Raw genomic sequence first — 25,776 nt, 5'->3', positions numbered from 1 at the left:
GGGGGCTCACAACACGTGCCCGGCGCGGCACACAACCCCCCTCTTGCCGCTCGGGGGGCCTCGTCTCCCCCCCCCCAGGGCCGGCCCTTCGGGCCGGGGTCCTGCGCTTCGCTCCGGACTGGTTCGGGTTCCGCTTCGCTCCACCCGAACGGCCTGCTTCGCAGGCCTGAGTGACCCCGTTTCACGGGGTCCGGGCCTTCGGCCCGTTGGGGTGTCCGCTCCGCTGCCACCCCTGGTCCTTCCGGCTCCGCCTCCAGAACGAGGCCCGCTCCGCGGGCCGGGCTGGCAGCAGAGCCGGGTGGCCGCGGTGGTTTGCCGGTATCCCCGGTCAGGGTGCGAAGTACCAGCAGTACAGAGACTGAGAAAGGCCTTCTGCGGTCAGGGCCAAGTCAGCTACCTCTGTCAGGATCCCGACCGCCGTGTCTGCCGGAACACCCTCATCCTTCGCTGCGGCGCGCTCAGCCCATTCGCCCGCAACCTCAACAAGCCGACCACTACTCGCCTGCACCAGGGCGGCGCACAGCTCCGGAGAAAGCCGGAACACCGTGAAGCCGTCATTCTTCATGGGCACCACATCACTCGGGCCTGCGAACACACCTCCCGTCAGCAGGACCTCTCAATCTCCCACCGCATCGTCGGGAAAGAAGTCCGCGCACCCGAACGCAGGGAACCCGTGACGGCGCTGCCGCGGACCAACCTGAGCAGCCGCCCCATCGTCCGGGGCCACGAAGAACTCGACAGCGATAGGCATGCCCCGATCATGCCAGCCCACCTGTTCCAGAGTGCTTCATTCTAAAGTCCGGATCGAAACTGGACTACGGCACCATCCCCGCCACTGACCGACGACAACTGGAGAGCCGAGGGCTCACACCCGCATCTCCAGCACCTGACCCCGCCAGAACGACCCGTCCGACCGCAGCTCCTCGAACTCCAGGGTCGCAGTGAAACCCAACTGCTCGTACTCCCGCACAAAGCGGCCGTCCTCGCCGGTCCAGCAGTGCGTCCGGAGCAGCCTCGCGCCACACCGAGCGGCCTCGGCACGGGCGTCAGTGACCAAGGCCGCCATGCTGAGCTGCCGGAACCTCACCCTAGTGACCAGGAAATGCAGGTAAAGCTCAGGCTCCTCGGCCGGCGGAGCGAACTCCGGGGCCTCGCCGGTCAGCACAGAGCCACCCGTGATCCGGGTCAGCAGATCCCAGCAGATTCGCGTCTGCCCAGCCCGGGCGTGGCGCAGGACCTGCTTGACTACCCGCGGGGGTTCCTCCCACTCCAGCGTCTCGTACAGGTAGGGGTACCGGGCTGGAACCAGCCAGGAATCGTAGTCGTGGAGCATCGCCACGAAGTCCCCCACCTCATCAGGACCGCCCTCAGTGACCTTCATGTCCCACATGGCGCCCTCCCCGAGGATCCGTCACTCCAGCAACCGACGGTCAGCGTGCTGCCCGCTCATGACCCTGGATCAGCTGTCCCCTATCGGTCAAGCTGAGCAGTGCCCTGCTACGGTGGGATCGCTTCTGAGTCTGATGGCCAGCCAGCTTGTGCCGGCACCTGGTTGTCGCTCTGATGACGCGGTAGGCCAAGACAGGCAGCCACGGGCCGCCGCCCTGGCCGCAGGTGCGCGCTGACCTGGCCCGTGCCTCTACCGCATCTGGGCACCTCATGGCAGGAGGATCGGTATTCCATCCGCCGCGCGTCACGATGCGTGGGAGACCCGTCATGACGACTGCTCGGCGGGTGGAGGGTCATAGTGATCGGGGCGGGGCTCGAAAGGCTGCTGTACACGCGGCCGGTACCGGAGACCACGGAGCAGCAGCTGGCCGCTCTCCTCAGATGGGCGAAGGGCTCCAAGCAGGCGGTGGCGCGGGAGTTGGGCGTGTCCCTGCGGACGATCCAGCGGTGGACCGCTCGCAGGGCCGCGGCACGGGCCAAGCCCTCTGCCCGGCACGCGGCAATGATCGACACACGGCTACGGGCTCGGTGGCAGCCACTGGTGCGTGCTCGGCGCAGGGCCGCCGCGGAGCGGCAGGGGCTGGTGGTGCACACCCGGGCGCGGTTCGGGTTCTCGGCAGGGGCCGGCGGTTCGGACGACCCGCGGCACCGGCTCCTGACGGCGCTGGTGCCCGGCGAGGTAGCCCGGGAACTGTTCTCCGCCTGGGAGGCAGGTGCCCCGGACCGGCAGTACCTGATGATCCTGGGCCGGGCGCTGGGACACGTCTACTTCCGGGCAGCGGGCAGGCGAGCAGATGCCCTCCAGGTGAAGCTCAGGGAGGTCGACTTCATCGAGTTCGGACTCGCGTAGTGGGTGTGCCGCCAGCGAGCGGCGAAGCAGGAGAGCGCACAGGCTTCTAGCCCAGTGCCTCGCGCTGCTCCCGCCAGTCCCAGACGACCGGCCCCCGTCGCTCTTTCCTCCAGGCAGGAGGGGGCTGGGGCGGACGGATCTTGATGCTCTCGGCCAGGCGCAGCAGGGCAGGGCGGTCGGCCGGAGCGGCCAGGAGGCAGGCCGCATCGGTCAGATGGGCGAACCGGGCGGCGGCGTGGAGGAAGCCGCAGGCCCAGGCAGGCACGGGGTAGATCGCGCAGCCATCGGTGTAGCGGGCTTGATCGTGCAGCGTGAGGGTGCCGGCGGCGGGGTCGAAGCCGTCCGGGTGGGCGGTAGCCAGCTGCTGGAACGAAGCACCGGCGGCAACGGCTGCCGCGAGGGCGGCGGCCCGGGCTGGGTGCGACGTCGCCGTGTACAAGCGGTCGGCGAGCTGGACGGCCTGGGCCTGGGTCGGGGGGATGGGTGCCTGACGCTGCTGGTAGACGATCGGCCGCGGAGTGCAGGCGGTCGTACAGGGCCGGGGACTGTCGTAGGAGACGAAACGATCCAGGGCATCGAGGGTGATCCAGCGCCAGGGCGCAGGCGCCGCGGAAGCCCGTGTGCCGGGTGGCGGGGCGTTGCTGCCGTAGAAGAGGGCCCGGGCTTCGGCCAGCGCGTCGACGGTCGTGTGGTGGGTAGCGGCGAGGGTACGGCCGGCAGCGGTGGTCAGGCGGGGCCGGTGGACGACGAGGGTGAGGTGGATGCCGGTCTGCCGCCACAGGCCGAGGAGGCGCTGCAGGCGGCGGTCGTCGAGAAGGTGCGCACGCAGGACGGTCAGGCGGGTGACGGCCCGCGCCGTCGCCCATGCCGCGGCCGCTTCCCACAACGGCGGCCTGCCGTGCGGGAAGCGGCCCGGGATGTGGGCCTCCTTGCCCAGCGCAAGGAGCAGGTCCGCGGCCAGTGCGGTCTCGCTGGTCGTTCCCGGGGTGGGGTGCAGGGTGACTCGGCCGGCCTGCGGAGCATGGGCAGCCAAGGCTGTGTGGGTGAAGGCGGCGTCGTCCCCGCAGTCCAGGACGACGGCCAGGCGGGGCGTGGCGGGTGTGGTCATGCGAGGCGGCTGAAGGCCCAGCGCAGCAGGTCGCGGTCCGGGCGCGGGCGGCCGGTGCGCTCCAGGGCGGTGCGCATGTGGGCGGTGAGCTGGGCCCAGGCGCGGAAGTTGCCGTGGGCGGCCTGCTCGTCGGCGAAGGTGATGTCCGCGGGATCGGCGTCCTCCCAGACGGGATGGAAGAGCGGGACGACGTCGAGGACCTCTCCGGGGGTGAGGCGGATGAACTGCTGCCAGATGAAAATCCGGGAGGACAGCATCGGCTCACGGCGCAGCACCGTGTGAGCGCCGGCACCGCCAACGAAGACAATCGCGATCTGGGTGGCGGGCTCGTCCCACAGGTAGCGGAAGTACTCGAACGCCTCGCCGTTGAGCCACTGCGCCTCGTCGACGAGGAAGGTGCGGGGCCGCTCGGCCAGGGCGGTCTTCAGCAGGCGGTCGAACTCGGAGGGGTGGCGGGGCGGCTCACCGGGCAGGCGGAGCGTCTCGAACAACTCGTAACGGACCGCGCGGGCGGTAGGACGGGCCCGGAACGTGACCCGGCAGACCTCCTCGCCCCGGGAGTCCTCCAGCTCGTGCAGGCAGGTGTTGACCGCCAGGGTCTTCCCGAACCCGGCGTTGCCGTGGATGCACATCATCGCCCGCGCGGCGACGGTGTCGGCGATGTTCTCCCGCGCGGTCAGCAGCGCCCTCGTGGTCACGATGGAGGCGTCGGGCAAGTCGACGTACTGGTACGTGGGCGCGGTCACCGCACACCACCGCCAGCGCCGTCCCCGTCACCGCAGACACCGGCCTGCGGCCTGCCGCCGGACTCGTCGTCATCTCGCGCGGGTGACGGCTGCGGCCGGGTACGGGCCGCCAGGGAGGCCGGGGTGCGCCAGTCAGACGGAGGCGCGGCCGGCGGGATCAGGTCCGGCAGCGCCAGCCTCGACAGATCCGCCCGTTCGGCCACCGCCAGCTCGGCAGCAGCCTCCATCGCGGACACCGCGTCCAGCCGCTCCGGCTTCCCCGGCCGCGTCACCGCGGCATAGCGCTCGCGCTGAGCTGCGGCGAGGTCCTTGCGCAGACGCCGACTGCGCGCGGCCCGCGCGGTGCGGACCGCGGTGATCTGCTCCGGGCTCGCCTCGTCCGCGACAGTCGCAGGTCCCAGGTAGCGGCCGGTCGCGGCGTCGAAGACCTCGATGCGGTGATCGTGGTGCGGCATGAACCGCACCCGCACCCCCCGTACCCGCCAGGCCCGTCATCCACGGCCCCACATAATCCCGCCTGCGGAACCGGACACCCCTGGTGGAGACCACCCGCACACGGCCGTCGTCCTCCAACGTGAACGTCCACAACTCCTCCGGGCTGACTTCCCGCACCGGAGTCGGATCCGCCTTCCAGGCCTGAAGCGGTGTCTTGCCGCCCAGCGGACCCGGCTGATGGACGGTGTTCCACCACTCCACCCAGCCCAGCAGCCGGGCGGTGAAGTCCTCGAAGTCGAGCAGGCCCTCGTCCTTCGGCCGCCCAGGGCGCCGGCCCGGGCGCGGCTGACGCACATAGCCGGGCAGCGCGGCGAGGAACATCGACTCCACCGCCCGGTTCAGGCCCTCGACCGTGCCCTTCAGGTGTGGGGTGTAGGCGGGCAGGTCCTCCACCTCGACCACCAGCGCCCCGAACGCAGCCGCGACCGTCCTCGACAAGAAGTCCTTGCCCCGATCCACACGCACCTTCTCCGGAAGCCCGCCCTGCGGCCCGAACGGCTCCTCGCGCAACACCGCCGACCGCAGCGCGGCCAGCACCGACTCCCGCGACGGAGACCCGGGCGTCACCGCCACCCCCATCACCGTGTTCGTCGCGCAGTCCACAAACCACGTCACCCACGGCCGCCGGGCCACGCCCTCGACCTCGACCAGAACCGGCGCCTGGACGTGATCGGCCTCCCACACCCGATTCCGCCAGCCCCGCGGCCGGGCCAGGAACACATCATGCTTGCGGGCCCCACGCTCACCACCAGCAAGCCCCGCCCGCTCCCCCGCACTCAGATCCCGCCGGATCGCACGATGCAACGTCTGAACCGACGGCGGCAGATCCCCCTCACCCCGGGCCGCGCGAGCCGTCAACTCGCGATGGACAGCCGCAACATTCCCCTTCCACAGGCCGAGCAGAGCCCGGACGTCTGGGGTGACCGTGAACCTCCCGTAGTACCGGGCTCTCTCCCCCGGCACCGCAGACTCATCCTCCTCCGCAGCAGCCAGCCACCGCCACACCGCCCGCTCCCGCACCCCGAACGTCTCCCCCACCATCCGCACATACTGCGTGGTCAGCCTCCCCTCCCGACGCAAAGCCAACAACCGCCGCACCGCCGGCCCCCGCAACGCCCGCACCGACACCGTCGGCAACACCCCGCCCGAACCCACGACGACCGGCTGCAGCTCGTCCTCGTCCACCCGCCCCACACAACCGACCCCAGGCCAGCCGATAGATCAGAACTCACAAAACTGAGACAGCGTCACCCCTGGAACGATAAAGACCCCAGACAGCGATCCCCCACCGATCTCTCACATCAAAGACAGTGACACCCGATCTCGAAACAAGCCCTGACCAGCACCAACACATCACAGCCCACTGTCTGCCATCCCACCGCCCCAAACCCGAGAGATCGCAGCCGACAGCGGCGAGTAGTTCGCGCCCGGCGTCCGTGGGGTGAAGGTGCCCCGTGCTGTCTGCGGCGAGCAGTTGCCGTGCCAGCAGCTCGTCGATAGTGGCGTGGATGTCGGCGGGATCGGCCTTGAGGGAGCCGTGGATCTGGGTGAGGAGGTCATGCGATCTCAGCGGGGCGTCGGCGGTGACAGCGGCGCGCAGGGCGATCTGCTGGGTGAAGGTGAGGCCGTGTCGAGCCAGGATGTGTTCCAGGACGCCGTGGGCGGCGTAGTGGGCAGGCCGAGAATGCGCGCGTCGGCGACGGGGGCGGTGCTGGTCATGGGGGGCCCTTTCGGTGCTTGGGCAAGGGTGGGAACGAGATGTGTGTCCCAGGGGCAGTGCGCAGAGCTGACCTTGTGCACGGGCGCCGGGCGAAGCGCGGGGGCACTGCAGGCTGCCGTCCGGCCCAGTTTCGGTGAAGGCGGGGTACCTGCTGCCGACTTTTGTGCTGCGGCGTCAGCACGTGCCGATCGGCGGCAGCGACGGTCTGGCGGTCGGGTTCTGGTCTGGATGCTCCTTCGCCTGTCAGGCGGCGGGGGCAGGGGTGTAGTCGGGGAGGCGGACCGGCTTGGTGCGGGTGTTCTCGGGGGCGTTCGCGGCGAGCATGTCGAGGACCTCCTGGGTCGGGGCCGGCAGGAAGAACCGTTCGGCGCCCTCGCGGCCCAGCGCCTGGTGCTCGGCGACGTACGGGCGCATCTGCTCCTCGTATGCGGCGAAGGCGGCCGTGTGGTCGCCGTCGCGGGCGGCGAGTTCCCCGGCGAGGAGGTAGGCGCCGATCAGTGCCTGCGAGGTGCCGCGGCCGGAGGTGGGGCCGGCGCAGTAGCCCGCGTCGCCGAGGAGGACGACACGGCCGGCGGACCAGCGATCCATCTCGACCTGAGCGTTGGAGTCGAAGAAGAACTCCTGTGTGGCGTCCATCTTCTTCAGCAGGCGGGGCACTTCCCAGCCCTCGCCGGCGAAGCGGTCCGCGATGATCTGCTTGTGCGCGGCGGGGTCGCGGTGGTCGTATTCCAGGTGGTCGGCGGCGAAGTGGAAGGCCGCGCGGGCCTCGGTGTTGTCGCGGGCCGTGAAGATGTTGGCGGCCTTGCCGGGGGCGGCGTAGAGGTGGCCGGTGTTCTTCAGGCCGAGGTAGTTGTCCAGGTTGAAGATCGCGGTGTAAATGCCGAGGTGGCGGACGTACTGCTCCTCGGGGCCGAAGGCCAGGGCGCGGGTTCGGGAGTGGAGGCCGTCGGCTCCGACGACCAGGTCGAAGCGGCGGGGTGCGGCGTGTTCGAAGGTGACGTGGACGCCGTTTTCGTCCTGGTGCAGGCCGGCGATGGAGTCGCCGAAGAGGTACTCGGTGTTCTCGCGGGTGGCCTCGTAGAGCATGCGGGTCAGGTCTCCCTTGAGGACCTCCAGGTCCCCGGCGAATATCGCGGCGGGGAGGGTGGCGTACTGGCGGCCGTCGGCGTCGACCATGGCGGCGTCGACCATCTGCGTGTCCAGCGCCTCGATCTGCTGGAGGAGACCCATGCGGTCCAGGACGTTGAGGGCCTCGCCGCGGAAGTCGACCGCGTAGCCGCCGTCGCGCAGCCTGGGGGCCCGCTCGACGATCGTGGGGGTGAAGCCGTGGCGGTGCAGCCAGTACGCCAGAGCAGGGCCCGCGACGCTGGCACCGGAGATCAGCACGGTCTGGTTCTGGGTCTTGTTCATTTCCTGTCCTCTCTCGGGGTGATGTGTACAACGTACAGACGGAAAAGGTGCTGTAGAACAGGTGAGTTGAGGAATGCAACCTAGTGCACTAGAGTTCGTCCGTACTAGTGCACTGGGAGGGTGGGATGACAGCGGTGCAAGCGCCGTACGCGCGGATCGCGGCCGAGCTGCGCGGGCGGATCGAACGCGGGGAACTGCTGCCCGGAGACCGGGTGCCCTCCACGAGGGCCATCACCCAGCGGTGGGGGGTCGCCATGGCCACCGCGAGCAAGGTCTTGGCCCTGCTCGGACAGGAAGGCCTGGTGCGAGCGGTGCCGGGGGTCGGGACCGTGGTCGCGGCCCGGCCCAGCGCCGGCGGACCGGGCCGGCGCCCCGCCCCCGAGGACGACACCGCGCAGCGCGCCCGCATCATCCGCGCGGCGGTCGCCCTCGCGGACTCCGAGGGGCTCGCGGCCCTGACCATGCGCCGGCTCGGCGCCGAGCTCGGGGTCTCGGCGATGTCCCTGTACCGGCACGTCAGCAACAAGGAACAGCTGGTGGTGCTGATGGCCGACGCCGCCTTCGGCGAGGAGGTGCTGCCAGAGCGGCCGCCGGCAGGGTGGCGGGAGCGGCTGGAACTCTCGGCGGCCCTGCAATGGCGGCTCTACCGGGCCCACCCCTGGCTGGCCGAAGCCATGAACCTCAACCGGCCCCTGCTGATCCCCAACGGCATCCGCCACATCGACTGGGCACTCGCCGCCCTCGACAGACTCGGCCTGGACGCGGATACGCGAATGCATGCCGCCGTCACCCTCTTCGGGTACGTCCGCGGCCACGCCATCGACCTCGAACCCGAGACCGACGCGACGCGCACCAGCGGCATCACGGGGCAGGAATGGATGCACGTCCAGGAGAGCCGGCTCGCGGCACTCGTGGACAACGGAGCCTTCCCCGCGTTCGCCGCCGCCAGAGCGGGCTCCGCCCTCTCCCCCGAATCCCTCCTCCACCACGGCCTCACCACCCTCCTCGACGGACTCGCCACCCGCATCACCACACCCCCGAACCGACCACCACGACCAACCCACCCCGACAGCCCCGACAGCCCCGACAGCCCCGACAGCCCCGACAGCCCACCCTCCCGCCCAACAGGGCGCCGTTAACAGCACGGCCCACCGCCCCGGTCACGGGCACACACCGACCTGGCCAGCCTCTACCGCATCTCGGCGCCACGAGGCAGGAGGACCGGCATTCCGTCCACCTGGCACCTCGATACATGAGAGACCCGCCATGACGGCTGCCCGGCGGACGGAGGGTCACAGTGATCGGGACGGAGCTCGAAAGGCTGCTGTACACGCGGCCGGTACCGGAAACCACAGAACAGGCGCCTCGCCGGCGCCGAGGAACTGGCCAGGGCGGCCGCCCTGACGGACGCCAAGTCCCAGCCACTCGCCGACACCCTGAGGAAGGCACATGACCTCCTCAACATGACCTCCGACCCCCAACAGGGTCTGTCAATCGAGCGGTGTAACGAGCGTGGTTGGGGTTACTGGCGGGCTGCGGAGAGTCGGCCGTCGAAGGTGATGTCGAAGGCGTTCAGGGCGGTCTTCCAGCGCATGGTCCAGCGGGCCTGGCCCTTGCCGGTGGGGTCGAGTGACATGATCGCCATGTAGACGCACTTCAGGGCGGCGGTCTCGTTCGGGAAGTGCCCGCGTGCCTTGACCGCCCGCCGGATGCGGGCGTTCAGGGACTCGATCGCGTTGGTGGTGCAGATGATGCGGCGAATCTCGGTGTCGAAGCGGACGAACGGGGTGAACTCCTCCCAGGCGTTCTCCCAGAGCCGGACGATCGCCGGATACTTCTTGCCCCAGGCGTCGGCGAACTCGGCGAACCGCTCGAGGGCCGCGTCCTCGGTCGGCGAGGTGTAGACGGGCTTGAGCACCTTCGCGATTTTGTCCCAGTCCTGGCGGGCGGCATAGCGGAAGGAGTTCCGCAGCAGGTGGACCACACAGGTCTGGACGGTGGTGCGGGGCCATACGGCCTCGACCGCGTCGGGCAGGCCCTTGAGTCCGTCGCAGACCAGCATGAGGACGTCGCCCACGCCGCGGTTCTTGATCTCGGTGAGGATGTGCATCCAGTGCTTGGCACCCTCGCCGCCGTCGCCGGCCCACAGCCCCAGAATGTCGCGCCGGCCCTCAGTGGTGACGGCCAGGGCCACGTAGATGGGCCGGTTGGCGACCGCTCCGTCGCGGATCTTCACGTGGATCGCGTCGATGAACACCACCGGATAGACAGGGTCCAGGGGGCGGTTCTGCCATTCGGCCATGCCATCCATGACCTTGTCAGTGATCGTGGAGATCGTCTGGCGGGAGACTTCGGCGCCATAGACCTCCGCGAGGTGGGCTTGAACCTCGCCGGTAGTCAGGCCCTTCGCGGACAGGGAGATGACCATCTCGTCGACACCGGTCAGGCGCTTCTGCCGCTTCTTGACGATCTTCGGCTCGAAGGATCCGTCACGGTCACGGGGCACCGATATCTCCACCGGGCCGACGTCCGTGAGCACGGTCTTCGCGCGGGTGCCGTTGCGGCTGTTGCCACCGTTCTTCCCGGCTGGATCGTGCTTGTCATAGCCGAGGTGGTCGGTGATCTCGCCCTCGAGCGCGGACTCCAGCAGCCGCTTCGTCAGCTGCTGGAGCAGCCCGCCCTCGCCGGTCAGCTGCAGCCCCTCGGCCTGAGCACGGGAGACCAGCTCGTCGATCAGCCTGTCGTCCACCGCCTTCGACGGCTGCGGCTCAGACGGCTCGACGGTCTCGGCCTCGGTCACGTTCTCACTGGTCATCGGTGCATCCTCCTTGAACGGGAGTTACACCGAACGATTTACAGTCCCCGCGCCGGGCTTCGCAAAAATCGCCTGGCAGCCCAGTCTCGGTTCTGTGCAGATTGACCTCAGAGGGCGGTTCGTGAGTCTTTGAGTGTTTCTGTCGTCGCCTGATGGTGTGGGTGCGGGCGGAATCCGCTGGTCCGCAGCCGGTGGTCTGTTGGGGTGGCAGGGTGAATGAACGGAAGCCGTACCCAAGCGACTTATCGGATGGGCAGTGGTCGTTGATCGAGCCGGTGATCACGGCGTGGAAGGACCGGCACCGCTCGGTCAGCGGCCACCAGGGCGCCTATGCGATGCGGGAGATCGTGAACGCGATCCTCTACCAGGGCCGGACCGGCTGCCAGTGGGCCTATCTCCCGCACGACCTGCCGCCCAAAAGCGCGACGTACTACTACTTCGCTGCCTGGCGGGACGACGGGACTGACCAGGTCATTCATGAACTCCTGCGCTGCCAGGTCCGCGAGAAGGCCCTGGTCGACCAGGGCTTCAAGAACCAGGTCGCCGTCCACGGCACCCTCCTGGGCATCGCCGTCGAGACCGTCGAACGCAACCCGCAGGACAAGGGGTTCATCCCGCAGCCGAAGCGGTGGAGGGTCGAGCAGACCTTCGGGATCCTGATACTGCACCGGCGCCTGGTCCGCGACTACGAGCACCGCCCAGCCTCCTCCGCATCCCGCGTCTACTGGGCGATGACCCAGGTCATGGCCCGCCGGCTCACCGGAGCGAACACTCCCACCTGGCGCGACCCGCAGACGGTGAGTGCGTGAACATCCAGCCCCTGCTCGACGCGCTCGGCATCCAGGAGGACACCGCCCAGGCCCTGGCCGACGACCTCCGCACACAGATCGCCGAACTGCAGGCCCGGCTGCGGGAAGCCGAGACCCACCTCGAACACCTGGCCATCACCCGCAAGACCGTCACCTCCCTCGCCGACCGGATCCCCCTCCAGGCCGACTCGACCGATCTGCCGGAGCACCCGGACTACCCCCGCATCCTCGCCGTCTTCAACGAGGCCACTGGCCCGCTGCGGGCCCGCGAGGTCTGCCATGCCCTCGACCACGAACTGCTGCCGAAGAACATCGAGGGCACCCGCGCCAAGCTGAAACGCCTGGTCAAGCGCGACATCCTCACCGAAGCCGACACCGGCAGCTTCACCAGGAAGCAGCAGCCGGCCGAGCACCACGACCAGCAGCTGTGACCACGACCGATAGCCGGCCACCCCCGGATCGGCGCCGCCCTTGCTACCAGATCCACATCCCGCCGAGAACAGAAGCCCGGCCGCTCTCGTCGACGCCGACCATGTGGGCCGCCTCGGGGCCACCGCTTGAATCGGGGTCCAGCGGGATGACGAAGCGGTGCTCTCCGAAGTCCAGGGCGAGAATCCGATCCGGATCCAGTTCATAGCCGTCGACGGTATTGCCGATGTAGCAGCGCATGAGCTCCAGCGACCCTGGTGCGGGAAAGCGCCATTCGCAGCCTCCGTACACCCCCGAGGGGTCGCTCAAGGCCCGCAGAATCGGTCCATCGAAGTGCAGCTCGACGTAGTCGCGCACGAAAGACACGGCGCTGACCTCCAAGCCCATCAGCAGCTGGAGCGGGGCGTCCGAGTCGTTCGCAATGGTCACAGGCCCATGCTGCCAGAGACCTCCGCTCGCCCCATCACGCGTCTGCCCGCTCGCCGACTCGGAATCGGAACAGCCAACTACCGGTCGACGTCACAGCAGCCCCCTCCCAGCCTCGGCAATGGACATCAGCTCACGAACCGCCCTCTCACGAATCCGAGGAAAGCGTTGGGGGTTGGATGATGGGCGGCACGCCTTGGACGGGCGACGACCGTGACCACAACGACGTGGTTCACGGGCGCTGGCTGCGACTGCTGAACCGGTCCACTGGCGAGCCTGGCTATCGGGACGAGTGGTACTGGGAGCAATGCGGTGGGTGCCGTTTCTGGATCGCGCTCAATGGAGAGCTCGGTCAGGACTGGGGCGCATGCACCAACGCCAGGTCAGCCTTCGACGGGCGGCTACGTTTCGAACACGACGGTTGTAAGTCCTTCACCGCCCGCGAGGACGGAACGTTCGGCTGACCACTGCTTCTGAGGCAATGGTCCCGGTCGCGTGAGACCACCCGTCGCAAGGTAACGCTGCACCTCACAAGCCCTGCACTATGGACGTGCACGTCGCAACCTCCGCCCTCAAACGACAGTGACGGCCCAGCAAGCCAAGCAAAGACAGGCCCTCCCCCAAGCCCACACACACAACAGCAAACCTTCAGCAGAAAAACGACACCCCACAACCCACCCACCAGGCAAAACCACCCTGAAAGGCATGTCGCCAACCACTCCAACTCACACATCGCGCATCAGCTGGGACTCCCGGATCAGCGTCCACCACCGGCAGGCCCTCACCCGGCCGCTCCAGCTTCAGCTCGGCCAGCACCCGGTCATAGCGGCTGGCTTCGACCCGGCCTCGCCCCACCGAGGCGACCTCCAAGACCCGGCCCTCCTGCACGTCCCGCTTCACCGCACGCTGCACCGTCGCCAGCGACGGCACAGGAAAGTCCGCCTTCTCCTCGCCCTCGGTCATCCGCCAGTACACCGCCGAGACGTTCCCGCCCTCTTCCGCCAGCCGTGTCCACCACACATCCGGCAACGAGAACGACGACTTCGGCACCCGCTCCAACCGGCCCGCACGCGCCGCGGCAAGCCCATTCCACACCGTCCGCGGCGATACCCCCGCCGCCTCAGCCACCGTCAACAACCAACGCACCACCACGCCCCGCGCCAGCCGCAACTCCTCACCCATACCCACCAGCACACCCGGCGACCAAAGCCACGAACACAGGAATGGGCAACCCCATGACAGCCACCCACCCAGCTGCGATGCAGCCCATGGCAGCAGCCTGGTCACCACATGGCAGCCACTGCGAATCAGGACATCGCGGTGTACCAGGGACCGCCCTTGTCCTGAACCGACAACATGGAATGATCACCAGATGACCACAACGAGCCGTGCGGACGTCCGCTCCCAAACCGAGCTGGTCGTCAACCAGATCGCCCAGGAGCGCCGAACCCTGGACGACGGAGTGGCCTGGTTCTCTCGTCTCCCTCTGGAGAGCCGGCGGGAGGTACTGCAGCAAGTCGGCGGCTACGCGATGCAGGCGCACATCACAGCCGCGGACGGCCGCGCGGGCGTGGCACGGTCCGGGGTGAAACCCACCGCCAACCCCTCAGTCATGATCTGCATGGACCCACCCCGCTACGGGTTCTACGGTCTCCCCGCCGACGAACACGTGAAAGCGTTCCGAGTCCTCGTCTCCGTGTTCGCCGTCGCCGACACCCGCCGCCGACAGACGTACTGCAAGGGCACCTGCGGACACCCATGGCACAACCTGCCCACAACCCCAGCGGGAGCCCAGCAGCCGTAATCCGCTGTACGCGAGCGCGGTCACCCGCTGACAACCAACCGTTGCCACCACACTGCCCATTCATACGACGCACCGGGCAGCCGGTTCGCGCGGTGCGCTACGCCGAACGCTGGGAGCGGGTCTGCGGGCAACACGGCCGCTGATTGCTGAACGTCAACGCCGACGAGCAGTTGGAGAACCTCGACCTGCGGACGGTCCCGGAAGTCGTCAGGGCACAGCGGCGATGATGTGGGATGTCCTGCTGGACCGGCTTCCGAAGAACTGGCGTGGACCGACAGCGGTAGGGCGGGGCTGCCCCCCTAAGGAAAGGGGGTCGGCGGTGATCAGAGCGTGGGCTGTGGTGTGCGGACGGCGATCGCGTGGCGGTCGGCGAGCCGGGCGGTCAGCAGGCAGAACACGGGTGTGAAGACCAGCTCGACCACGAGGGCCTCCCACGGGGCGTCGGCGGCCGTGCTCTGTTCGGAGAGGTCCCCGAACACGGCCGCCAAGGAGAAGGCGATCAGGTTGTTGACCGTGTGCCCGGCGATGACGGCCTCCAGACCGCCCGTCCGGATGGTGAGCCAGCCCCACCAGATCGCCGAGTAGCACAGCAGCAGGAACCCGGAGAGTTGTCCGTAGCCGTGCGCGAGGGAGAACAGGAGCGAGGCCACCACGACGCCGGGCCAGGGCGACCGTGCGAACCCGCCGAAGAACTGGGTCAGCCAGCCGCGGAAAACGAACTCCTCGGCCCCCGCCTGGAAGGGCACCAGAACCCACAGGACGACCAGGCTCAACCCGAGCGAGGACCAGCCGGGGAACTCGCCGGCCACCGCTGCGGACCCCTCCTGCCACAGACTCCACACGAACAGCACGAGGTTCTGGAGGACCAGTACGGCCCCGGCCAGGACGAAGCACCGCCCCAGCCACCCCCACCTCAGCCGGCCGGTGACGGATGCCAGGGTCCCGGCGGGCCGTCCGCCACACGCACGAACGGCGATCAGCACGGCCGGCGTCCACAGCGCGATGGCCCCGAGCATGACGGCATTGTCGAGCAGCGGGTCAGCGAAGACCCCTGCGCTCCCCTCCGCCGCGGACTCCAGCCCGAACGCGGCACCCACGACGGCGCACCCGGCGAACACGAGGAGCAGCCCGACGACCACCAGCGCGAGCGCGAGGAAGAACTCCCCCACCCGCGCCCCACCGCGCTGCCGCCCGTTGCGCCCCTGCTCGTGGTACGCGGCCCCTGGCGGCGCGGGCACCGGCCCGGGCGCGGGCACCGGCGCCTCCGGCCGCCACCCGTGCCGGGCGCCACCGTACGCGCCATGGTGGGGGACGTCGTACCGGCCGGGCCTCGGATCGAGATCGTGCCCCGACTCCTGGGGCTCAGGCTCCCCTCGAACGTGTGCCTGCTGCCGGGGATGGCCCGGTATCGGGTCGTACATCATCTGCTGCTTTCTCAAGTCGGCCGGAATCACGGGATGGTCTGTCCACTGAGTCGACCTTCGTTGACCAGAGTATGGTCCACCGGGCGGACATCGGCGGGACACCCTCCAGTCGACCTCAATGCGCCCCGCCGGCCGACGGGGTCTCAAGGAACGTCACGGTGTGCTCGCCCCCCGACGACGACTCCGTGCAGCTGACTGCCGTGACCGCCGTGGAGTTACCACGGCCGGGACTGCCGACCTCGACGTCACCAGAGCGGGGATGGTGGCGCTGAGGTGGCCCGGGAACTTGCTCTCCTCGCTCCCATATGTGGATAGCCACGAGGTGGAAGGCCGCCCGGTAGCGGTCGCCGTTTTGACGGGCCCCGGCGGCGTGCTGGTGGGCACGGACGATCGTGGAGTCGACCGCGACGACACGGTCGAGGTGGCCCTCGGTGTCGGCCTCGGCGAGCAGGCCGGCGAAGACGCGTTCCCACGTGCCGTCGATCGCCCAGAATCGCAGCCTGCTGCAGGCGCCCGTCCACGAGCCGAAGTGTTCGGGCAAGTCCATCCACGGCGTTCCGGTGCGGTACCTGAACGCGATCGCGTCGATCACCTGCCGGTGATCCCGCCACCGCCCACCCCGCCGCAGTGTCCGGTCCGGCTACAACGGCTCAATCCACGACCACTGCACGTCAGTCAACTACGCACATCAACCAACGATCCGATAATCCGAGATAAGTAGCCTGGATGAGCCCGTATCACGGGGTCCGGGCCTACGGCCCGTTGCGGTGTCCGCTCTACTCCCCCACACAGGGCTTTCCGGCGCCGCTTCCAAGACCGGAACCCACTGTGCGGGCACTGGCCATGGCGCATAGGGTGTGCGCACCGCGGCGGGGGGACTGTAGCGCAGAGGTAGACGCGCCCTCTTGTCAGGAGGGGATGACGCCGGTTCGAATCCGGTCTGTTCCTCCGCCGTGCGTATTCCAGAGTGTCAGGCTCCTGAGTAGGGGCTGCACACAGCCGCCAGTAACCGCGACAGACGCGAGGGGGGCACCGTGAGTCGGGTCAAACGATGGACGTTCATAAGCGGGATGCTGTGCCTGGCCGCCTGGATATTCGTCGCGGTAATCGCGCTGGTACCAGCTGCGCAGGACGTTCAGGAAGCCTTCGGTAAATGGCTTAAAGCCCTCGCTGTTGCCCCCGCGATTGTCGCGGTCATCGGCTTCTGGGTCCTCGGCGCAAGCGGCGGACCACCAGACGGCACATGGGGCAGCAGACCAGGCAGCGATTGCCCAGGTCCCCGTCGCCGAGCCGGTGCGGCCTCACGGAGGGGATTTCGGGTTGGCTCCGACGGGTTTCGTCACCACGCAGGCGAGGCCATCCGCCCGCTCATGGAGTGCAGTCTCCGGGCCAGGCCAGGACCGGCCCGAGCGAGTCAGCGGGAATCCGTTGCTTCGTCCTTGGACGGGCTGGGGGCTGCCGTGCTGTCAGCGGCCTGGGCGGCGGCTCGTTCCGCGCGGAGTTCTTCGGCGACCTCGTAGGCCCGGCCCGGGTCGTAGACGGTGACCGAAGTGCCAGGGCTGTACATCGCGGCGGCCCGGGGCGTGTACCCGTAGGTTTTTACGCCGCGCCGGGCGGCTATGCCGTCGACCTCGCCGACGGATACCCCCCACAGCTCGGCGGTGTGGGACGGGGTCCACCACTCGTCCGGACGCAGGAAGTCGCGCTTGATTTCCCTCTGGTGCTCCACCGCCACCTGGAACGGGCCGAGTTGCTCGGTCAACCAGCTGGTCAGCGCCTGTGCGTCGACCTGAGAGAGTGGTGCGGACGTCGCCGGTTCGCACTCCACCGTCTGGCTGCGGGTATGCAGCACCACCTTGATCGACTGTCGCTGCCCCAGGCTGAGTCGCTCGATGACGACGACTCGCTGCAGATCGGCCATCGCCATGGTCGATGAACGCAGAAAGTGGGCGATCACGACCTGGGCCGGAGATCCCAGGGGGCGGAGCTCGACCCACCGCACCGTCATGGTGGCCGTGAGGTACATCCCGGCCACGGTGAGCACGATCACTGCGACGGCCGTGAGCGCCAGTAGGATCCAGAAACCGCCCCAGACGAGTGAGCTCCCCGTGATCGCGGCGACCGCCAGAGCGGGCAGCAGAAGTGGGGCTGCGATCACCGGCGGGACCATGACGCTCGCGCCGAGCCCGGCAGCCAGCTCGCGGGCCCGGCTGGGCACGAACAGCAGCCGCCATCCCGTTGTCACGGGTGTCACAACTCCCGCCAGCGGGCCGGGCTGCTGAGTCGCCATGTCTCAAAGGTAGGACCTTGCAGAGGAGTTCGTAAGGCCACAGCGAGCCGTGCCTTCTCGAGGACGGGAACCGCAGCCAACCTGCACAACCCCGGGTCAAAAGCATGACGACTACTCAGTTTTACTGGTCCGCCCCCGAACCCGGCCGGCCGGCGCGCTGGTGCCCTGCTCCGCTCGACAGACCCGTGCCAAACCGGCGCAGGAGTGTGTGCGGTTCAGGGCTCGGGGAGTGCAGTCGTGGCCCGGCGGCGGGTGCTTCCGGTCGGGTAATTCAGCCACACCCGGCACGACACGACACGGCGCCTGGTCCGGGAGTATGGGCTCCCGGACCAGGCGCCGTCCTGCGATGCGGATGCCCCGAGCCCGCCCTCGTCACGACCGGATCTGCACGTGGTGATGAAATGTGCGCGATGCGCTGTGACTCGTCACGCTGCTGAGCTGCACCGTCGTCTCGGGAGTCGAACCCGATGCGCTGCTCTCCGCGCGCCAGCCGGGCCGGTAACCGCCGGCCCTCGGTTGTGCACGCCTCCGGAGCGACTACCTGCTCCACATCGCGGGTCTCAGTCCAGGAGGTCGGCCTCCCAGTTGGTGCGCTGGATGCGTACGTCGATCTCGTGGATCTCGCGGGCGGCGTCGTCGGGGCGGGCGCGCAGCTCCGCGACGGGCAGCGCGGGGAGCACCATCAGCTGAGCAAGGTCTGGTTCGTCACCGGTTCCTCCCGCGGATTCGGCCGTCAGTTCGTCGAAGCCGCCCTGTCCCGCGGAGACAAGGTGGCCGCGACCGCCCGCAACGCCGGCTACGGCCTGTTCGGTGCCGTCGGGGAACTGACCGAACAGGCTCTGCGCGACCAGCTGGAGACCAACCTGTTCGGTGCCCTGTGGGTGACCCAGGCCGCCCTGCGGTACCTGCGACCACATCGTGCAGATCTCCTCCACCGGCGGTGTCGCCTCCTGGCCGCTGGTGGGCGGCTACCACGCCTCGAAGTGGGCGTTGGAGGGCCTGAGCGAGTCGCTGGCCCAGGAGGTGTCCGGCCTCGGGATCACGGTCACCCTGGTCGAGCCCGGCGCTTACGCCACCGACTGGGGCGGTTCCTCCGCCGTCTCGGCCGACCCGATCCCGGTCTACGACGGAGTGCGCGAAGCACTCGGCGCGTTCATGCAGACCCTCGGCTTCGGCAGCCCCGCCGCCGCGGGCGCCGCGCTGCTCAAGGTCGTCGACTCCGACAACCCCCCGCTGCGCGTCTTCTTCGGCGCCCAGGGCAACGACATGCTCCCGCAGGTCTACGCCGAGCGCCTCAAGACCTGGGCCGACTGGCAGGACCTCGCCGTCGAGGCGCAGAGCAGCACCCCTGCGGCCTGACTCAGGCGCCGGGGGTGGCGCTGATGTGCTTGAAGCCGGCGGTGTCGCCGACGAGGGCGAAGGGGCTCCACGAGCCGGTGGAGTAGTTGCCGTTCGCGTTGTAGACCCGGTCGTCGGAGCCGATCGCGTACAGGTGGACGGTGGTGCCCGCGGGGGTGACCGCGAGCTGCTTGAACCCGGCCGTGCCGCTGATCACGTTGTAGCCGCTCCACGTACCGGCGGAGTAGTCGCCGTTGTTGTTGTAGATCCGGTCGTCGGAGCCGATCGCGTACAGGCGGACCGTGCCCTCGCTCGTCGTCGTGGCAGCGACCTGCTTGAAGCCGGGGGTGTCGCCGACGAGGCTGTAGCCGCTCCACGAGCCGGTGGAGTAGTTGCCGTTGTTGTTGTAGATCCGGTCGTCGGAGCCGATCGCGTACAGCCGGACGGTGTTGCCGGTCGCGGCGGCGGTGATCTTCTTGAACCCCGCGGTGCCGTCCACCAGCTGCAGGGTGGTCCAGCTGCCCTGGGCGTAGTCGGCGCTCTTCCCGTATACGCGGCCGTCGGCGCCGAGGGCGAAGAGGCGGACCGTGTTCCCGGTCGCCACGACCGAGATCTGCTGGAAGCCCTGCGTGTTGTCGACGAGCTGGAAGCCGGTCCAGGTACCGGTCTTGTAGTTGCCGCGGTCCTCGTAGATGCGGTCGTCCGCACCGATCGCGTACACGTGGACCTCGTCGCCCACCTGGATCGAGGTGGTCTGCTTGAAGCCCTGCGTGCCGTCGACGGTCTGGTACCCGTCCCACGTACCCGCCGAGTAGTTCGCGTTGTTGCCGTACACCCGGCTGTCCGAACCGATCCCGTACAGGTGCACCGTCGGGGAGACCGCGGGAGTGGCCGGGGTCTCGGGATCGGTGCCCGGGTAGGGGTCGGCGTGGTCCGCGGCGAGGCCCGCGGCCGCTCCGCAGCTGCCCCAGGCTCCGGCGCCCTGGCCGGCGAGTATCTTCTCGGCGGTGAGGATCTGCTGCTGCTTGGTGGCCTGGTGCGGGTAGGCCGCGTACTGGGTGCCGCCGTACGCGTCCCAGGTGCTCTTCAGTATCTGCAGGCCGCCGTAGTAGCCGTTGCCCGTGTTGATGCTCCAGTTGTCGGTGCTCTCGCAGTGGGCGACCTTGTCCCAGGTGGCGACGGAGGCGGCGCTCGCAGTACCGGCGGGAACCAGGGAGAGGGCGAGGCCGGCGAGGGTCAGCCCGGCCAGTGCGGCGAGCTTCGTGCGGGGGCGGGCGGTTGCAGACATGGGGATACCTCGGTTCGTTGGTTCGGTGTGGGTGCGGAGGGCCGGCAGGCGGGAGCTGCGGTCCTACGACCAGCCCATGGAGTCCGTGGAGGCTGCGGCGTTGACACCGAGGACGGTGAGGGCGGAGGAGGCGGTGACCGCGGCGGCCTGGGCGATACGGGTGCGGAGCATGGAGGTGTCCTCTTCTGACGGTTCGAGCGACGGATTCGTGTCCTCAACCGGCCTGCGTCCCGCGGTGGCGCTGTCCGGTCCTGGCCCGGCGGGAGCTGCTCCCTGCCGGCGAGAACTACTTTCGTCGCTGGTCAGATGGGGTGGAAGGGGTTCCGGGTGGCCCGAAGCGGCATTGGACCAATCAGTCCAGCGAAGGCTCGAACGCGGCGGCGATGAGCGGCACTTCCGCCCTCAGGGGCGTCCAGTCGGCGAGCTCGGGGCAGCGCGAGAGCAGCAGGCGCAGCAGGACGGCCGCATGTTCCTCCGCCTCCACGAGACTGCCCGCGCGCAGGTACATGCCGATCACGGGATCCGGCTGGGCGTCCGGATGGACACTGACGTGCTCGGCCCCGTCGTCCGGGCCGAGGCGGGAACGGATCAGTGAGCGCAGGTCTACGGCATCGGAGGCATCGCGCGGTGCGCGCAGGCCGGCGTGGACGAGATACATGGAATCAACCCTTCCAACGGTCGACTCCCTTGTCAGGCCTTGCGATGTGGCCCGTTCGGGCCCTGGCCTCTTGCGTCCACGCACGGAGCGTCGAGGACTTCGGCACTCCTTGCACACCGGTCCTGCGGCTGGGTGGGGTTCAATCAAGCGGTCGTGAACAGCGGGTGCTGCACGGCGCGTGGCGCCATCCGACTCCGTAACGGGGCCGTGGGCGTGGGCCTGGCCGCCTGAACCGGCATCAGGGGTGGGGATCATCAGCTTTCAGGGGGGATCAGGATGCTGACCGCATTGGGACTCGACACGGTGGCGGAGGCGGTCTACCGCGCGATGCCGGCCGATCCGGCGGGCGGCGTCGCCGAGCTCGTCGCGCGGGTGGGCAGGAGCGAGGAAGAGGTGCGGGACGCGCTCGGCACCTTGAGCGAACTTGCCCTCGTGCGGCCGTCGGCGGAACGGGAGGGGGGCCTGCGGGCCGTTTCCCCGGACGTCGGGATGGAGGCCCTGATGGCCCGCCAGCAGGCCGAGCTGGCGGAGCAGCAGCTGCGTCTGGATTCGTCGCGGAGTGCGGCCGCTCAGCTGATCGCCGAGTACGCCGACCTCCGGCCCGCGGCCGCCAGCCCCGGGATCGAACAACTCATCGGTGTAGATGCGATCCGCGACACGCTCGCCCGCCTGACGCGTGATGTCACCGGTGACGTCATGGCGTTCCTTCCGGGCGGCGCGCAGTCGCCAGCACAGCTCGACGCGTCGCGTCCGCTGGACGAGGAGCTGCTGGGCCGGGGGGTGCGGATGCGCAGTGTCTTTCTGAGCAGCGTCCGCAATGACCAGTACACGGTCGACTACGCGAACTGGCTCACCCGGCTCGGCGGCCGGGTACGGACGGTTGCGTCCCTGCCCACCCGGATGATCATCACCGACCGTGCGACCGCCGTCATCCCGGTCAACAGCGAGGATTCGGGGGCCGCTGCGGTCGTCCTGACCGGTCATGGCACCCTCACCGCGCTGTGCGCGCTCTTCGAGACGGTCTGGTCGGGGGCGCAGGACCTGGGTGAGGCAGTGGTGCGGGACGGGTATGACCTGAGCCCGCAGGAGGCGGCCACCGTCGGCCTCCTCGCCCAGGGACACACGGACGAGGCGATCGCCAAACGGCTCGGCATCTCCCAGCGCACGGCACGGCGGATCGCGACGGACCTGATGGGCCGGCTCAATGCGCGCAGCCGCTTCGAGGCGGGTGTCCGGGCGGTCCAGCAGGGCTGGCTGCCCTCGGACCTCGGCTGACAGCGGTCCACCCGGGACTTCCCGTAATCGTGTTTTCGGGAGGTCCCGGCAGGCCGCCCGGGCCCCTTTGGGCCAAGGCCGTTTACGTCCAGTGGATTGCACTTCCGCAGGTCAGGGACCCGGGACAGAGTTGATCCCGAAGCGCCGGACGGATGTTCGAGCGCCGCCGATCGATTCTGTGGGGGAACCGTCATGTCCAAGTCCGTCCGTGTCTCTGCCTCTTCCTCTGCGCTGCGCCGCTCCGTCTCCTTCGCGGTCACCTCCGCGATCTCGGTCGCCGCGCTGGGCGTACTCGGAGCGGCCCCGGCCAGCGCCGCCACGATCGGCGAGACCATCGCCTCCGCGGCCAGGGGCGAGACCGGGAACGGACCCTGTGGGCGCGGTGGATACGTCGGCGGCCCGAACCAGAACAGCAGCTGCAGCAACGGCCAGCGCACCCACGCCTGGTGCGCGGACTTCGCCGGCTGGGCGTGGGCCCAGGCCGGGGTGGCCGGCCGGGGCACGCTGACCGACATGGCCAACAGCTTCCTCGACTACGGGAACAAGTACGGCACCAAGTCGAGCACGCCGCACGTCGGCGACGCGGTCGTCTACAACATGAACGACGGCACCTACGTCAACGACCACGTCGCCATCGTGACCGCCGTTTCCGGCGACAGCGTCACCATCACGGGCGGCAACGAGCGCAACTCGGTCCGCACGAACACGACCACCAACTGGCGCGTGGGCCAGTCCCCGTTCGGCCAGGTCATCACCGCCTACATCTCCCCGCTGGGCAGCGGCGAGGAAGGCACCCCGCAGACCCCGGCCACTCCCGCGGTCTCCCCGACGGTGCACCTGTACGGGATCGGTTCGGACGACCGGGTGTACGGCAACAACGCGAACTACTCGGCGGGTACGTGGGACGGGTACCGGACCGTCGACGGGACGCAGGGCTTCAAGCAGACCACCTCGATCCAGGTGGGCGACGAGGTCCACGTGTACGCGATCGGTGCGGACGACCGCATCTACGAGGACCGCGGCAACTACAAGACCGGTACCTGGACCGGCTTCCAGCTCGTCGACGACACGCAGGGCTTCCAGCAGATCTCGGTCGTGGCGACCGGGAACACGGTCCGCCTCTTCGCCCTCGGCGCCGACGGCCGCGTGTACAGCAACGACGGGGACTACGGGCAGAGCGACTGGAGCGGCTTCCAGCTGGTGGACGGCACCGCGGGGTTCAAGAAGATCACCGCCGCCGCGACCGGCAACACCGTCCGGCTGTACGCGATCGGCTCCGACGACCGGATCTACAACAACAACGGCAACTACTCCACCGGCTCGTGGAGCGGCTACAGCCTCGTCGGCGACACCGCCGGCTTCAAGCAGATCGCCGCGGCACCGGAGGGGAACACGGTCCGGCTGTACGCGATCGGTTCGGACGACCGGATCTACAACAACAACGGCGACTACTCGGCCGGCTCGTGGAGCGGCTACAACGTGATCAGCGGCACGGCCGGGTTCAAGCAGCTCGCGGTCACCCCGGCGGGCAAGACCGTGCACCTGTACGCGATCGGCTCCGACGACCGGGTCTACAACGCGAACGGTGACTACGCGGCCGGGTCCTGGAGCCCCTTCGCCCTCGTCGGCAACGCCGCCGGCTTCAAGCACATCAGCGCCACCCCCGGCGCCTGACCACCGCTCCCGTGTCCCGTCGCGTCCTGCCCGGCACGACTCCGTGCCGGGCAGGACGGCTTTCCCAAGGAGGACCCGTGCACCGCCTCGCCATCCTGACCAGCGTCACCGCCCTCATGGTGGCGGCCACGGCCCCGGTACTGGGGGCGGCGGCCGCGTCCGCCGCGCCGACGGCACCCGTGGTCCGCGTCATGCCCCTGGGTGATTCGATCACCTACGGGCAGGGCAGTTCCAACGAATCGGGCTACCGCTCGCAGCTGGACGGACTCGCCGCCAAGCAGTCCCGCTACGCGCTCGACTTCGTCGGGTCCCTGGAGCACGGTCCGATGCCGGACTCCGCGCACGAGGGACACGCGGGCTACACGATCGAGCGCGTACGTGCCGGCGCGAACCGCTGGCTGGCGGCGGCCCAGCCCGACGTCGTACTGCTCCACATCGGGATCAACGATCTCAACCAGGGTGCGGACCCGGGGCAGGCCGCGGACCAGGCTTCCGCCCTCGTCGACCAGATCTTCGCGGCCCGTCCCGGAGTCACCGTCGTCATGGAAGGCCTCATCCCGACAACCCCCGGATGGAACCATCAGGACCTGTCCCAGCCCGTAGCTCGGTACAACCAGCGGCTGAAGCAGCTGGAACAGGTCAAGCAGCAGGCCGGAAAGCGCTTCCGATTCGTCGACGCACCCGCATTGACGCCGGACGACCGGGCGGACGCCACCCATCCCGCGCAGATGTCCGACGGCCTGCACCCCAACGACGCCGGATACGCCCGCATGGCCCAGGCCTTCTTCGCCCCTCTGGACGAGGCGTACTCGGCACGGTGGTTCACCGGTGGCCCCGCCCGGCCGGATCAGCCCCGGTTCGAGAACACCGTGCATTTGCAGCGGATCGCGCCGAACGGGGACCTGTTCAACACCGAGGGTGACTTCGCGGCAGGAAGGTGGGGCGGCTGGAGCGCCCAGGGCGCCTCTCAGCTGAAGGAGGTCACCAGTGCCGGCACGGGATCGGTGAACCGGGTCTTCGCGATCGGCAGCGACAACAAGATCTACGAGAACGACGGCGACTACGCGAGCGGAAAGTGGTCGGGCTGGTTCACACCCGACATCAACAACTCCACCACCTTCACCGCACTGTCCGCGTCCTCCTACGGCAACACCGTCCACCTCGTGGCCATCGGCTCGGACGGACGCCTCTACAACACCGACGGCGACTACGCGGCCGGGAAGTGGAACGGCTGGAGCGAGCAGGGCGGCACCGACCTCAAGCACGTCACCAGCGCCACCACCGCCGACCAGGTCAACCACATCTTCGCCACCGACACGACGGGCCAGGTCCTCGAACTCGACGCCGACTACGCCGCCGGTGCGTGGGGCAGCTGGCGTGTCGCCGGCCCCGCCGGGGGCTTCAAGGCCCTCGACGTCACCGCCTCCGCGAGTGGGAACACGGTCCACCTCGGAGCGGTCAGCCTGGCCGGCCAGTACTTCAACACCGACGGCGACTTCGACCGGGGTGGTGTCTGGAACGGCTGGAGCAACATGGGCGGCGACAATCTCAAGCGCGTCACCAGCGCCGCTGCGAACGGCGTCAACCACGTCTTCGCGACCACCGGCGACAACCGCCTCGTCGAACGCGACGGCAACTACAACACCGGCACCTGGAACGAGTGGGCCGACGCCGCAGGCGGCGCCGACGCCACCTCCGCGACCGCCGGCTTCACCAGCTGACCGCCGCGCCGACCCGGCCTGCATGCCCAGGTCCACGGCCGGCCTTC

The 25,776-nt window shown here is 69.1% G+C and carries 24 protein-coding genes, 1 tRNA gene and 1 pseudogene; 11 read left to right on the top strand and 15 right to left on the bottom strand.

The window, feature by feature from the left end; translation table 11 throughout:
- Nucleotides 1-328: 328 nt before the first annotated feature.
- Both AC07A6_RS05015 and AC07A6_RS05010 read right to left on the bottom strand, forming a co-directional pair.
- Nucleotides 329-565 carry a hypothetical protein gene (locus AC07A6_RS05015; RefSeq protein ID WP_362474694.1) on the bottom strand — a complete coding sequence of 79 codons (237 nt, stop codon included), beginning with the start codon at nt 563-565 and terminating at the stop codon, nt 329-331.
- A 300-nt stretch (nt 566-865) separates the two neighbouring features.
- Nucleotides 866-1,390 (bottom strand): GNAT family N-acetyltransferase, encoded by a 525-nt coding sequence (locus AC07A6_RS05010; RefSeq protein ID WP_478776109.1) that lies wholly within the window; start codon nt 1,388-1,390, stop codon nt 866-868.
- A 357-nt stretch (nt 1,391-1,747) separates the two neighbouring features.
- Between AC07A6_RS05010 and tpg the strand changes: the two genes are divergently transcribed.
- Complete coding sequence (tpg, locus tag AC07A6_RS05005) at nt 1,748-2,299, top strand: telomere-protecting terminal protein Tpg (RefSeq protein ID WP_478776108.1); 552 nt, start codon at nt 1,748-1,750, stop codon at nt 2,297-2,299.
- Nucleotides 2,300-2,345: 46 nt separating this feature from the next.
- Here tpg and AC07A6_RS05000 read toward each other — a convergent pair whose 3' ends face one another.
- The 4 genes and pseudogenes from AC07A6_RS05000 to AC07A6_RS04985 form a co-directional block, all read right to left on the bottom strand.
- The gene (locus AC07A6_RS05000) at nt 2,346-3,407 is read right to left on the bottom strand and encodes a hypothetical protein (RefSeq protein WP_478776107.1); all 1,062 of its coding nucleotides are present in this window, start codon (nt 3,405-3,407) and stop codon (nt 2,346-2,348) included.
- Nucleotides 3,404-4,153: an ATP-binding protein gene (locus AC07A6_RS04995; protein ID WP_362474683.1), complete on the bottom strand. Its 750-nt coding sequence runs from the start codon at nt 4,151-4,153 to the stop codon at nt 3,404-3,406. The genes AC07A6_RS05000 and AC07A6_RS04995 overlap by 4 nt, the downstream gene beginning before the upstream one ends.
- Nucleotides 4,150-5,746, bottom strand: a pseudogene (locus AC07A6_RS04990) (Mu transposase C-terminal domain-containing protein). The gene AC07A6_RS04995 and the pseudogene AC07A6_RS04990 overlap by 4 nt, the downstream one beginning before the upstream one ends.
- A gap of 865 nt (nt 5,747-6,611) precedes the next feature.
- A complete protein-coding gene (locus AC07A6_RS04985; protein WP_478776106.1) occupies nt 6,612-7,778 on the bottom strand; it encodes an FAD-dependent monooxygenase in 1,167 nt (388 codons plus the stop codon).
- Between the two features lie 125 nt (nt 7,779-7,903).
- Here AC07A6_RS04985 and AC07A6_RS04980 point away from each other — a divergent pair, with 125 nt between their 5' ends.
- Nucleotides 7,904-8,917: a GntR family transcriptional regulator gene (locus AC07A6_RS04980; protein ID WP_478776105.1), complete on the top strand. Its 1,014-nt coding sequence runs from the start codon at nt 7,904-7,906 to the stop codon at nt 8,915-8,917.
- 383 nt (nt 8,918-9,300) lie between these two features.
- Here the strand turns inward: AC07A6_RS04980 and AC07A6_RS04975 are convergent, their stop codons facing one another.
- Complete coding sequence (locus AC07A6_RS04975) at nt 9,301-10,593, bottom strand: IS256 family transposase (protein WP_478776104.1); 1,293 nt, start codon at nt 10,591-10,593, stop codon at nt 9,301-9,303.
- Between the two features lie 212 nt (nt 10,594-10,805).
- Between AC07A6_RS04975 and AC07A6_RS04970 the strand changes: the two genes are divergently transcribed.
- Together AC07A6_RS04970 and AC07A6_RS04965 are read left to right on the top strand one after the other, a co-directional pair.
- Nucleotides 10,806-11,402, top strand: coding sequence for a transposase (locus AC07A6_RS04970; RefSeq protein ID WP_478776103.1), 597 nt, complete (start codon nt 10,806-10,808; stop codon nt 11,400-11,402).
- On the top strand, nt 11,399-11,833 hold the full coding sequence (locus AC07A6_RS04965) for a hypothetical protein (RefSeq protein ID WP_478776102.1): 435 nt from the start codon (nt 11,399-11,401) through the stop codon (nt 11,831-11,833). Before AC07A6_RS04970 ends, AC07A6_RS04965 begins: the two co-directional genes overlap by 4 nt.
- A gap of 43 nt (nt 11,834-11,876) precedes the next feature.
- Here the strand turns inward: AC07A6_RS04965 and AC07A6_RS04960 are convergent, their stop codons facing one another.
- A complete protein-coding gene (locus AC07A6_RS04960) occupies nt 11,877-12,260 on the bottom strand; it encodes a hypothetical protein (protein WP_478776101.1) in 384 nt (127 codons plus the stop codon).
- Between the two features lie 176 nt (nt 12,261-12,436).
- On the opposite strand from AC07A6_RS04960, the gene AC07A6_RS04955 reads away from it, so the two are divergent.
- On the top strand, nt 12,437-12,721 hold the full coding sequence (locus tag AC07A6_RS04955; RefSeq protein ID WP_478776100.1) for a DUF3027 domain-containing protein: 285 nt from the start codon (nt 12,437-12,439) through the stop codon (nt 12,719-12,721).
- Nucleotides 12,722-12,905: 184 nt separating this feature from the next.
- Here AC07A6_RS04955 and AC07A6_RS04950 read toward each other — a convergent pair whose 3' ends face one another.
- Nucleotides 12,906-13,439 (bottom strand): hypothetical protein, encoded by a 534-nt coding sequence (locus AC07A6_RS04950; protein ID WP_478776099.1) that lies wholly within the window; start codon nt 13,437-13,439, stop codon nt 12,906-12,908.
- A 190-nt stretch (nt 13,440-13,629) separates the two neighbouring features.
- On the opposite strand from AC07A6_RS04950, the gene AC07A6_RS04945 reads away from it, so the two are divergent.
- Nucleotides 13,630-14,061: a DUF5958 family protein gene (locus tag AC07A6_RS04945; protein WP_478776098.1), complete on the top strand. Its 432-nt coding sequence runs from the start codon at nt 13,630-13,632 to the stop codon at nt 14,059-14,061.
- A gap of 323 nt (nt 14,062-14,384) precedes the next feature.
- On the opposite strand, the gene AC07A6_RS04940 is transcribed toward AC07A6_RS04945, so the two are convergent.
- The gene (locus AC07A6_RS04940; RefSeq protein ID WP_478776097.1) at nt 14,385-15,317 is read right to left on the bottom strand and encodes a lysostaphin resistance A-like protein; all 933 of its coding nucleotides are present in this window, start codon (nt 15,315-15,317) and stop codon (nt 14,385-14,387) included.
- A gap of 283 nt (nt 15,318-15,600) precedes the next feature.
- On the bottom strand, nt 15,601-16,113 hold the full coding sequence (locus tag AC07A6_RS04935; protein ID WP_478776117.1) for a transposase: 513 nt from the start codon (nt 16,111-16,113) through the stop codon (nt 15,601-15,603).
- A gap of 246 nt (nt 16,114-16,359) precedes the next feature.
- Here AC07A6_RS04935 and AC07A6_RS04930 point away from each other — a divergent pair.
- A tRNA-Asp gene (locus tag AC07A6_RS04930) sits at nt 16,360-16,433 on the top strand.
- Nucleotides 16,434-16,899: 466 nt separating this feature from the next.
- On the opposite strand, the gene AC07A6_RS04925 is transcribed toward AC07A6_RS04930, so the two are convergent.
- Both AC07A6_RS04925 and AC07A6_RS04920 read right to left on the bottom strand, forming a co-directional pair.
- Entirely contained in the window at nt 16,900-17,775 is an 876-nt protein-coding gene (locus AC07A6_RS04925) for a hypothetical protein (RefSeq protein WP_478776096.1), read from the bottom strand.
- 560 nt (nt 17,776-18,335) lie between these two features.
- A complete protein-coding gene (locus AC07A6_RS04920; protein WP_478776095.1) occupies nt 18,336-18,692 on the bottom strand; it encodes a DIP1984 family protein in 357 nt (118 codons plus the stop codon).
- A 1-nt stretch (nt 18,693) separates the two neighbouring features.
- Between AC07A6_RS04920 and AC07A6_RS04915 the strand changes: the two genes are divergently transcribed.
- A complete protein-coding gene (locus tag AC07A6_RS04915; RefSeq protein ID WP_478776094.1) occupies nt 18,694-19,134 on the top strand; it encodes an SDR family NAD(P)-dependent oxidoreductase in 441 nt (146 codons plus the stop codon).
- Between the two features lies 1 nt (nt 19,135).
- Here AC07A6_RS04915 and AC07A6_RS04910 read toward each other — a convergent pair whose 3' ends face one another.
- Nucleotides 19,136-20,401, bottom strand: coding sequence for a transglycosylase family protein (locus AC07A6_RS04910; protein WP_478776093.1), 1,266 nt, complete (start codon nt 20,399-20,401; stop codon nt 19,136-19,138).
- Nucleotides 20,402-20,753: 352 nt separating this feature from the next.
- A complete protein-coding gene (locus AC07A6_RS04905; RefSeq protein WP_362472794.1) occupies nt 20,754-21,059 on the bottom strand; it encodes a hypothetical protein in 306 nt (101 codons plus the stop codon).
- Between the two features lie 276 nt (nt 21,060-21,335).
- Between AC07A6_RS04905 and AC07A6_RS04900 the strand changes: the two genes are divergently transcribed.
- The 3 genes from AC07A6_RS04900 (at nt 21,336) to AC07A6_RS04890 (ending at nt 25,729) form a co-directional block, all read left to right on the top strand.
- Nucleotides 21,336-22,334 carry a LuxR C-terminal-related transcriptional regulator gene (locus AC07A6_RS04900; protein WP_478776092.1) on the top strand — a complete coding sequence of 333 codons (999 nt, stop codon included), beginning with the start codon at nt 21,336-21,338 and terminating at the stop codon, nt 22,332-22,334.
- 192 nt (nt 22,335-22,526) lie between these two features.
- On the top strand, nt 22,527-24,008 hold the full coding sequence (locus AC07A6_RS04895) for a CHAP domain-containing protein (protein ID WP_478776091.1): 1,482 nt from the start codon (nt 22,527-22,529) through the stop codon (nt 24,006-24,008).
- A gap of 77 nt (nt 24,009-24,085) precedes the next feature.
- A complete protein-coding gene (locus AC07A6_RS04890) occupies nt 24,086-25,729 on the top strand; it encodes a GDSL-type esterase/lipase family protein (protein WP_478776090.1) in 1,644 nt (547 codons plus the stop codon).
- Nucleotides 25,730-25,776: the final 47 nt, after the last annotated feature.

It is taken from the genome of Streptomyces sp. NPDC044002, from assembly GCF_056434525.1.
The sequence above is the reverse complement of the archived record's forward strand: the minus strand, read 5'-3'. Positions and strand labels throughout refer to the sequence as shown.

Bases quoted from the DNA above. Each gene is read 5' to 3' on its own strand.
- AC07A6_RS05015 (WP_362474694.1), bottom strand. From the start codon at position 565: ATGAAGAATGACGGCTTCACGGTGTTCCGGCTTTCTCCGGAGCTGTGC.
- AC07A6_RS05010 (WP_478776109.1), bottom strand. From the start codon at position 1,390: ATGTGGGACATGAAGGTCACTGAGGGCGGTCCTGATGAGGTGGGGGAC.
- AC07A6_RS05000 (WP_478776107.1), bottom strand. From the start codon at position 3,407: ATGACCACACCCGCCACGCCCCGCCTGGCCGTCGTCCTGGACTGCGGG.
- AC07A6_RS04985 (WP_478776106.1), bottom strand. From the start codon at position 7,778: ATGAACAAGACCCAGAACCAGACCGTGCTGATCTCCGGTGCCAGCGTC.
- AC07A6_RS04980 (WP_478776105.1), top strand. From the start codon at position 7,904: ATGACAGCGGTGCAAGCGCCGTACGCGCGGATCGCGGCCGAGCTGCGC.
- AC07A6_RS04975 (WP_478776104.1), bottom strand. From the start codon at position 10,593: ATGACCAGTGAGAACGTGACCGAGGCCGAGACCGTCGAGCCGTCTGAG.
- AC07A6_RS04955 (WP_478776100.1), top strand. From the start codon at position 12,437: ATGATGGGCGGCACGCCTTGGACGGGCGACGACCGTGACCACAACGAC.
- AC07A6_RS04950 (WP_478776099.1), bottom strand. From the start codon at position 13,439: ATGGGTGAGGAGTTGCGGCTGGCGCGGGGCGTGGTGGTGCGTTGGTTG.
- AC07A6_RS04945 (WP_478776098.1), top strand. From the start codon at position 13,630: ATGACCACAACGAGCCGTGCGGACGTCCGCTCCCAAACCGAGCTGGTC.
- AC07A6_RS04925 (WP_478776096.1), bottom strand. From the start codon at position 17,775: ATGGCGACTCAGCAGCCCGGCCCGCTGGCGGGAGTTGTGACACCCGTG.
- AC07A6_RS04920 (WP_478776095.1), bottom strand. From the start codon at position 18,692: ATGTGGTCGCAGGTACCGCAGGGCGGCCTGGGTCACCCACAGGGCACC.
- AC07A6_RS04910 (WP_478776093.1), bottom strand. From the start codon at position 20,401: ATGTCTGCAACCGCCCGCCCCCGCACGAAGCTCGCCGCACTGGCCGGG.
- AC07A6_RS04905 (WP_362472794.1), bottom strand. From the start codon at position 21,059: ATGTATCTCGTCCACGCCGGCCTGCGCGCACCGCGCGATGCCTCCGAT.
- AC07A6_RS04900 (WP_478776092.1), top strand. From the start codon at position 21,336: ATGCTGACCGCATTGGGACTCGACACGGTGGCGGAGGCGGTCTACCGC.
- AC07A6_RS04895 (WP_478776091.1), top strand. From the start codon at position 22,527: ATGTCCAAGTCCGTCCGTGTCTCTGCCTCTTCCTCTGCGCTGCGCCGC.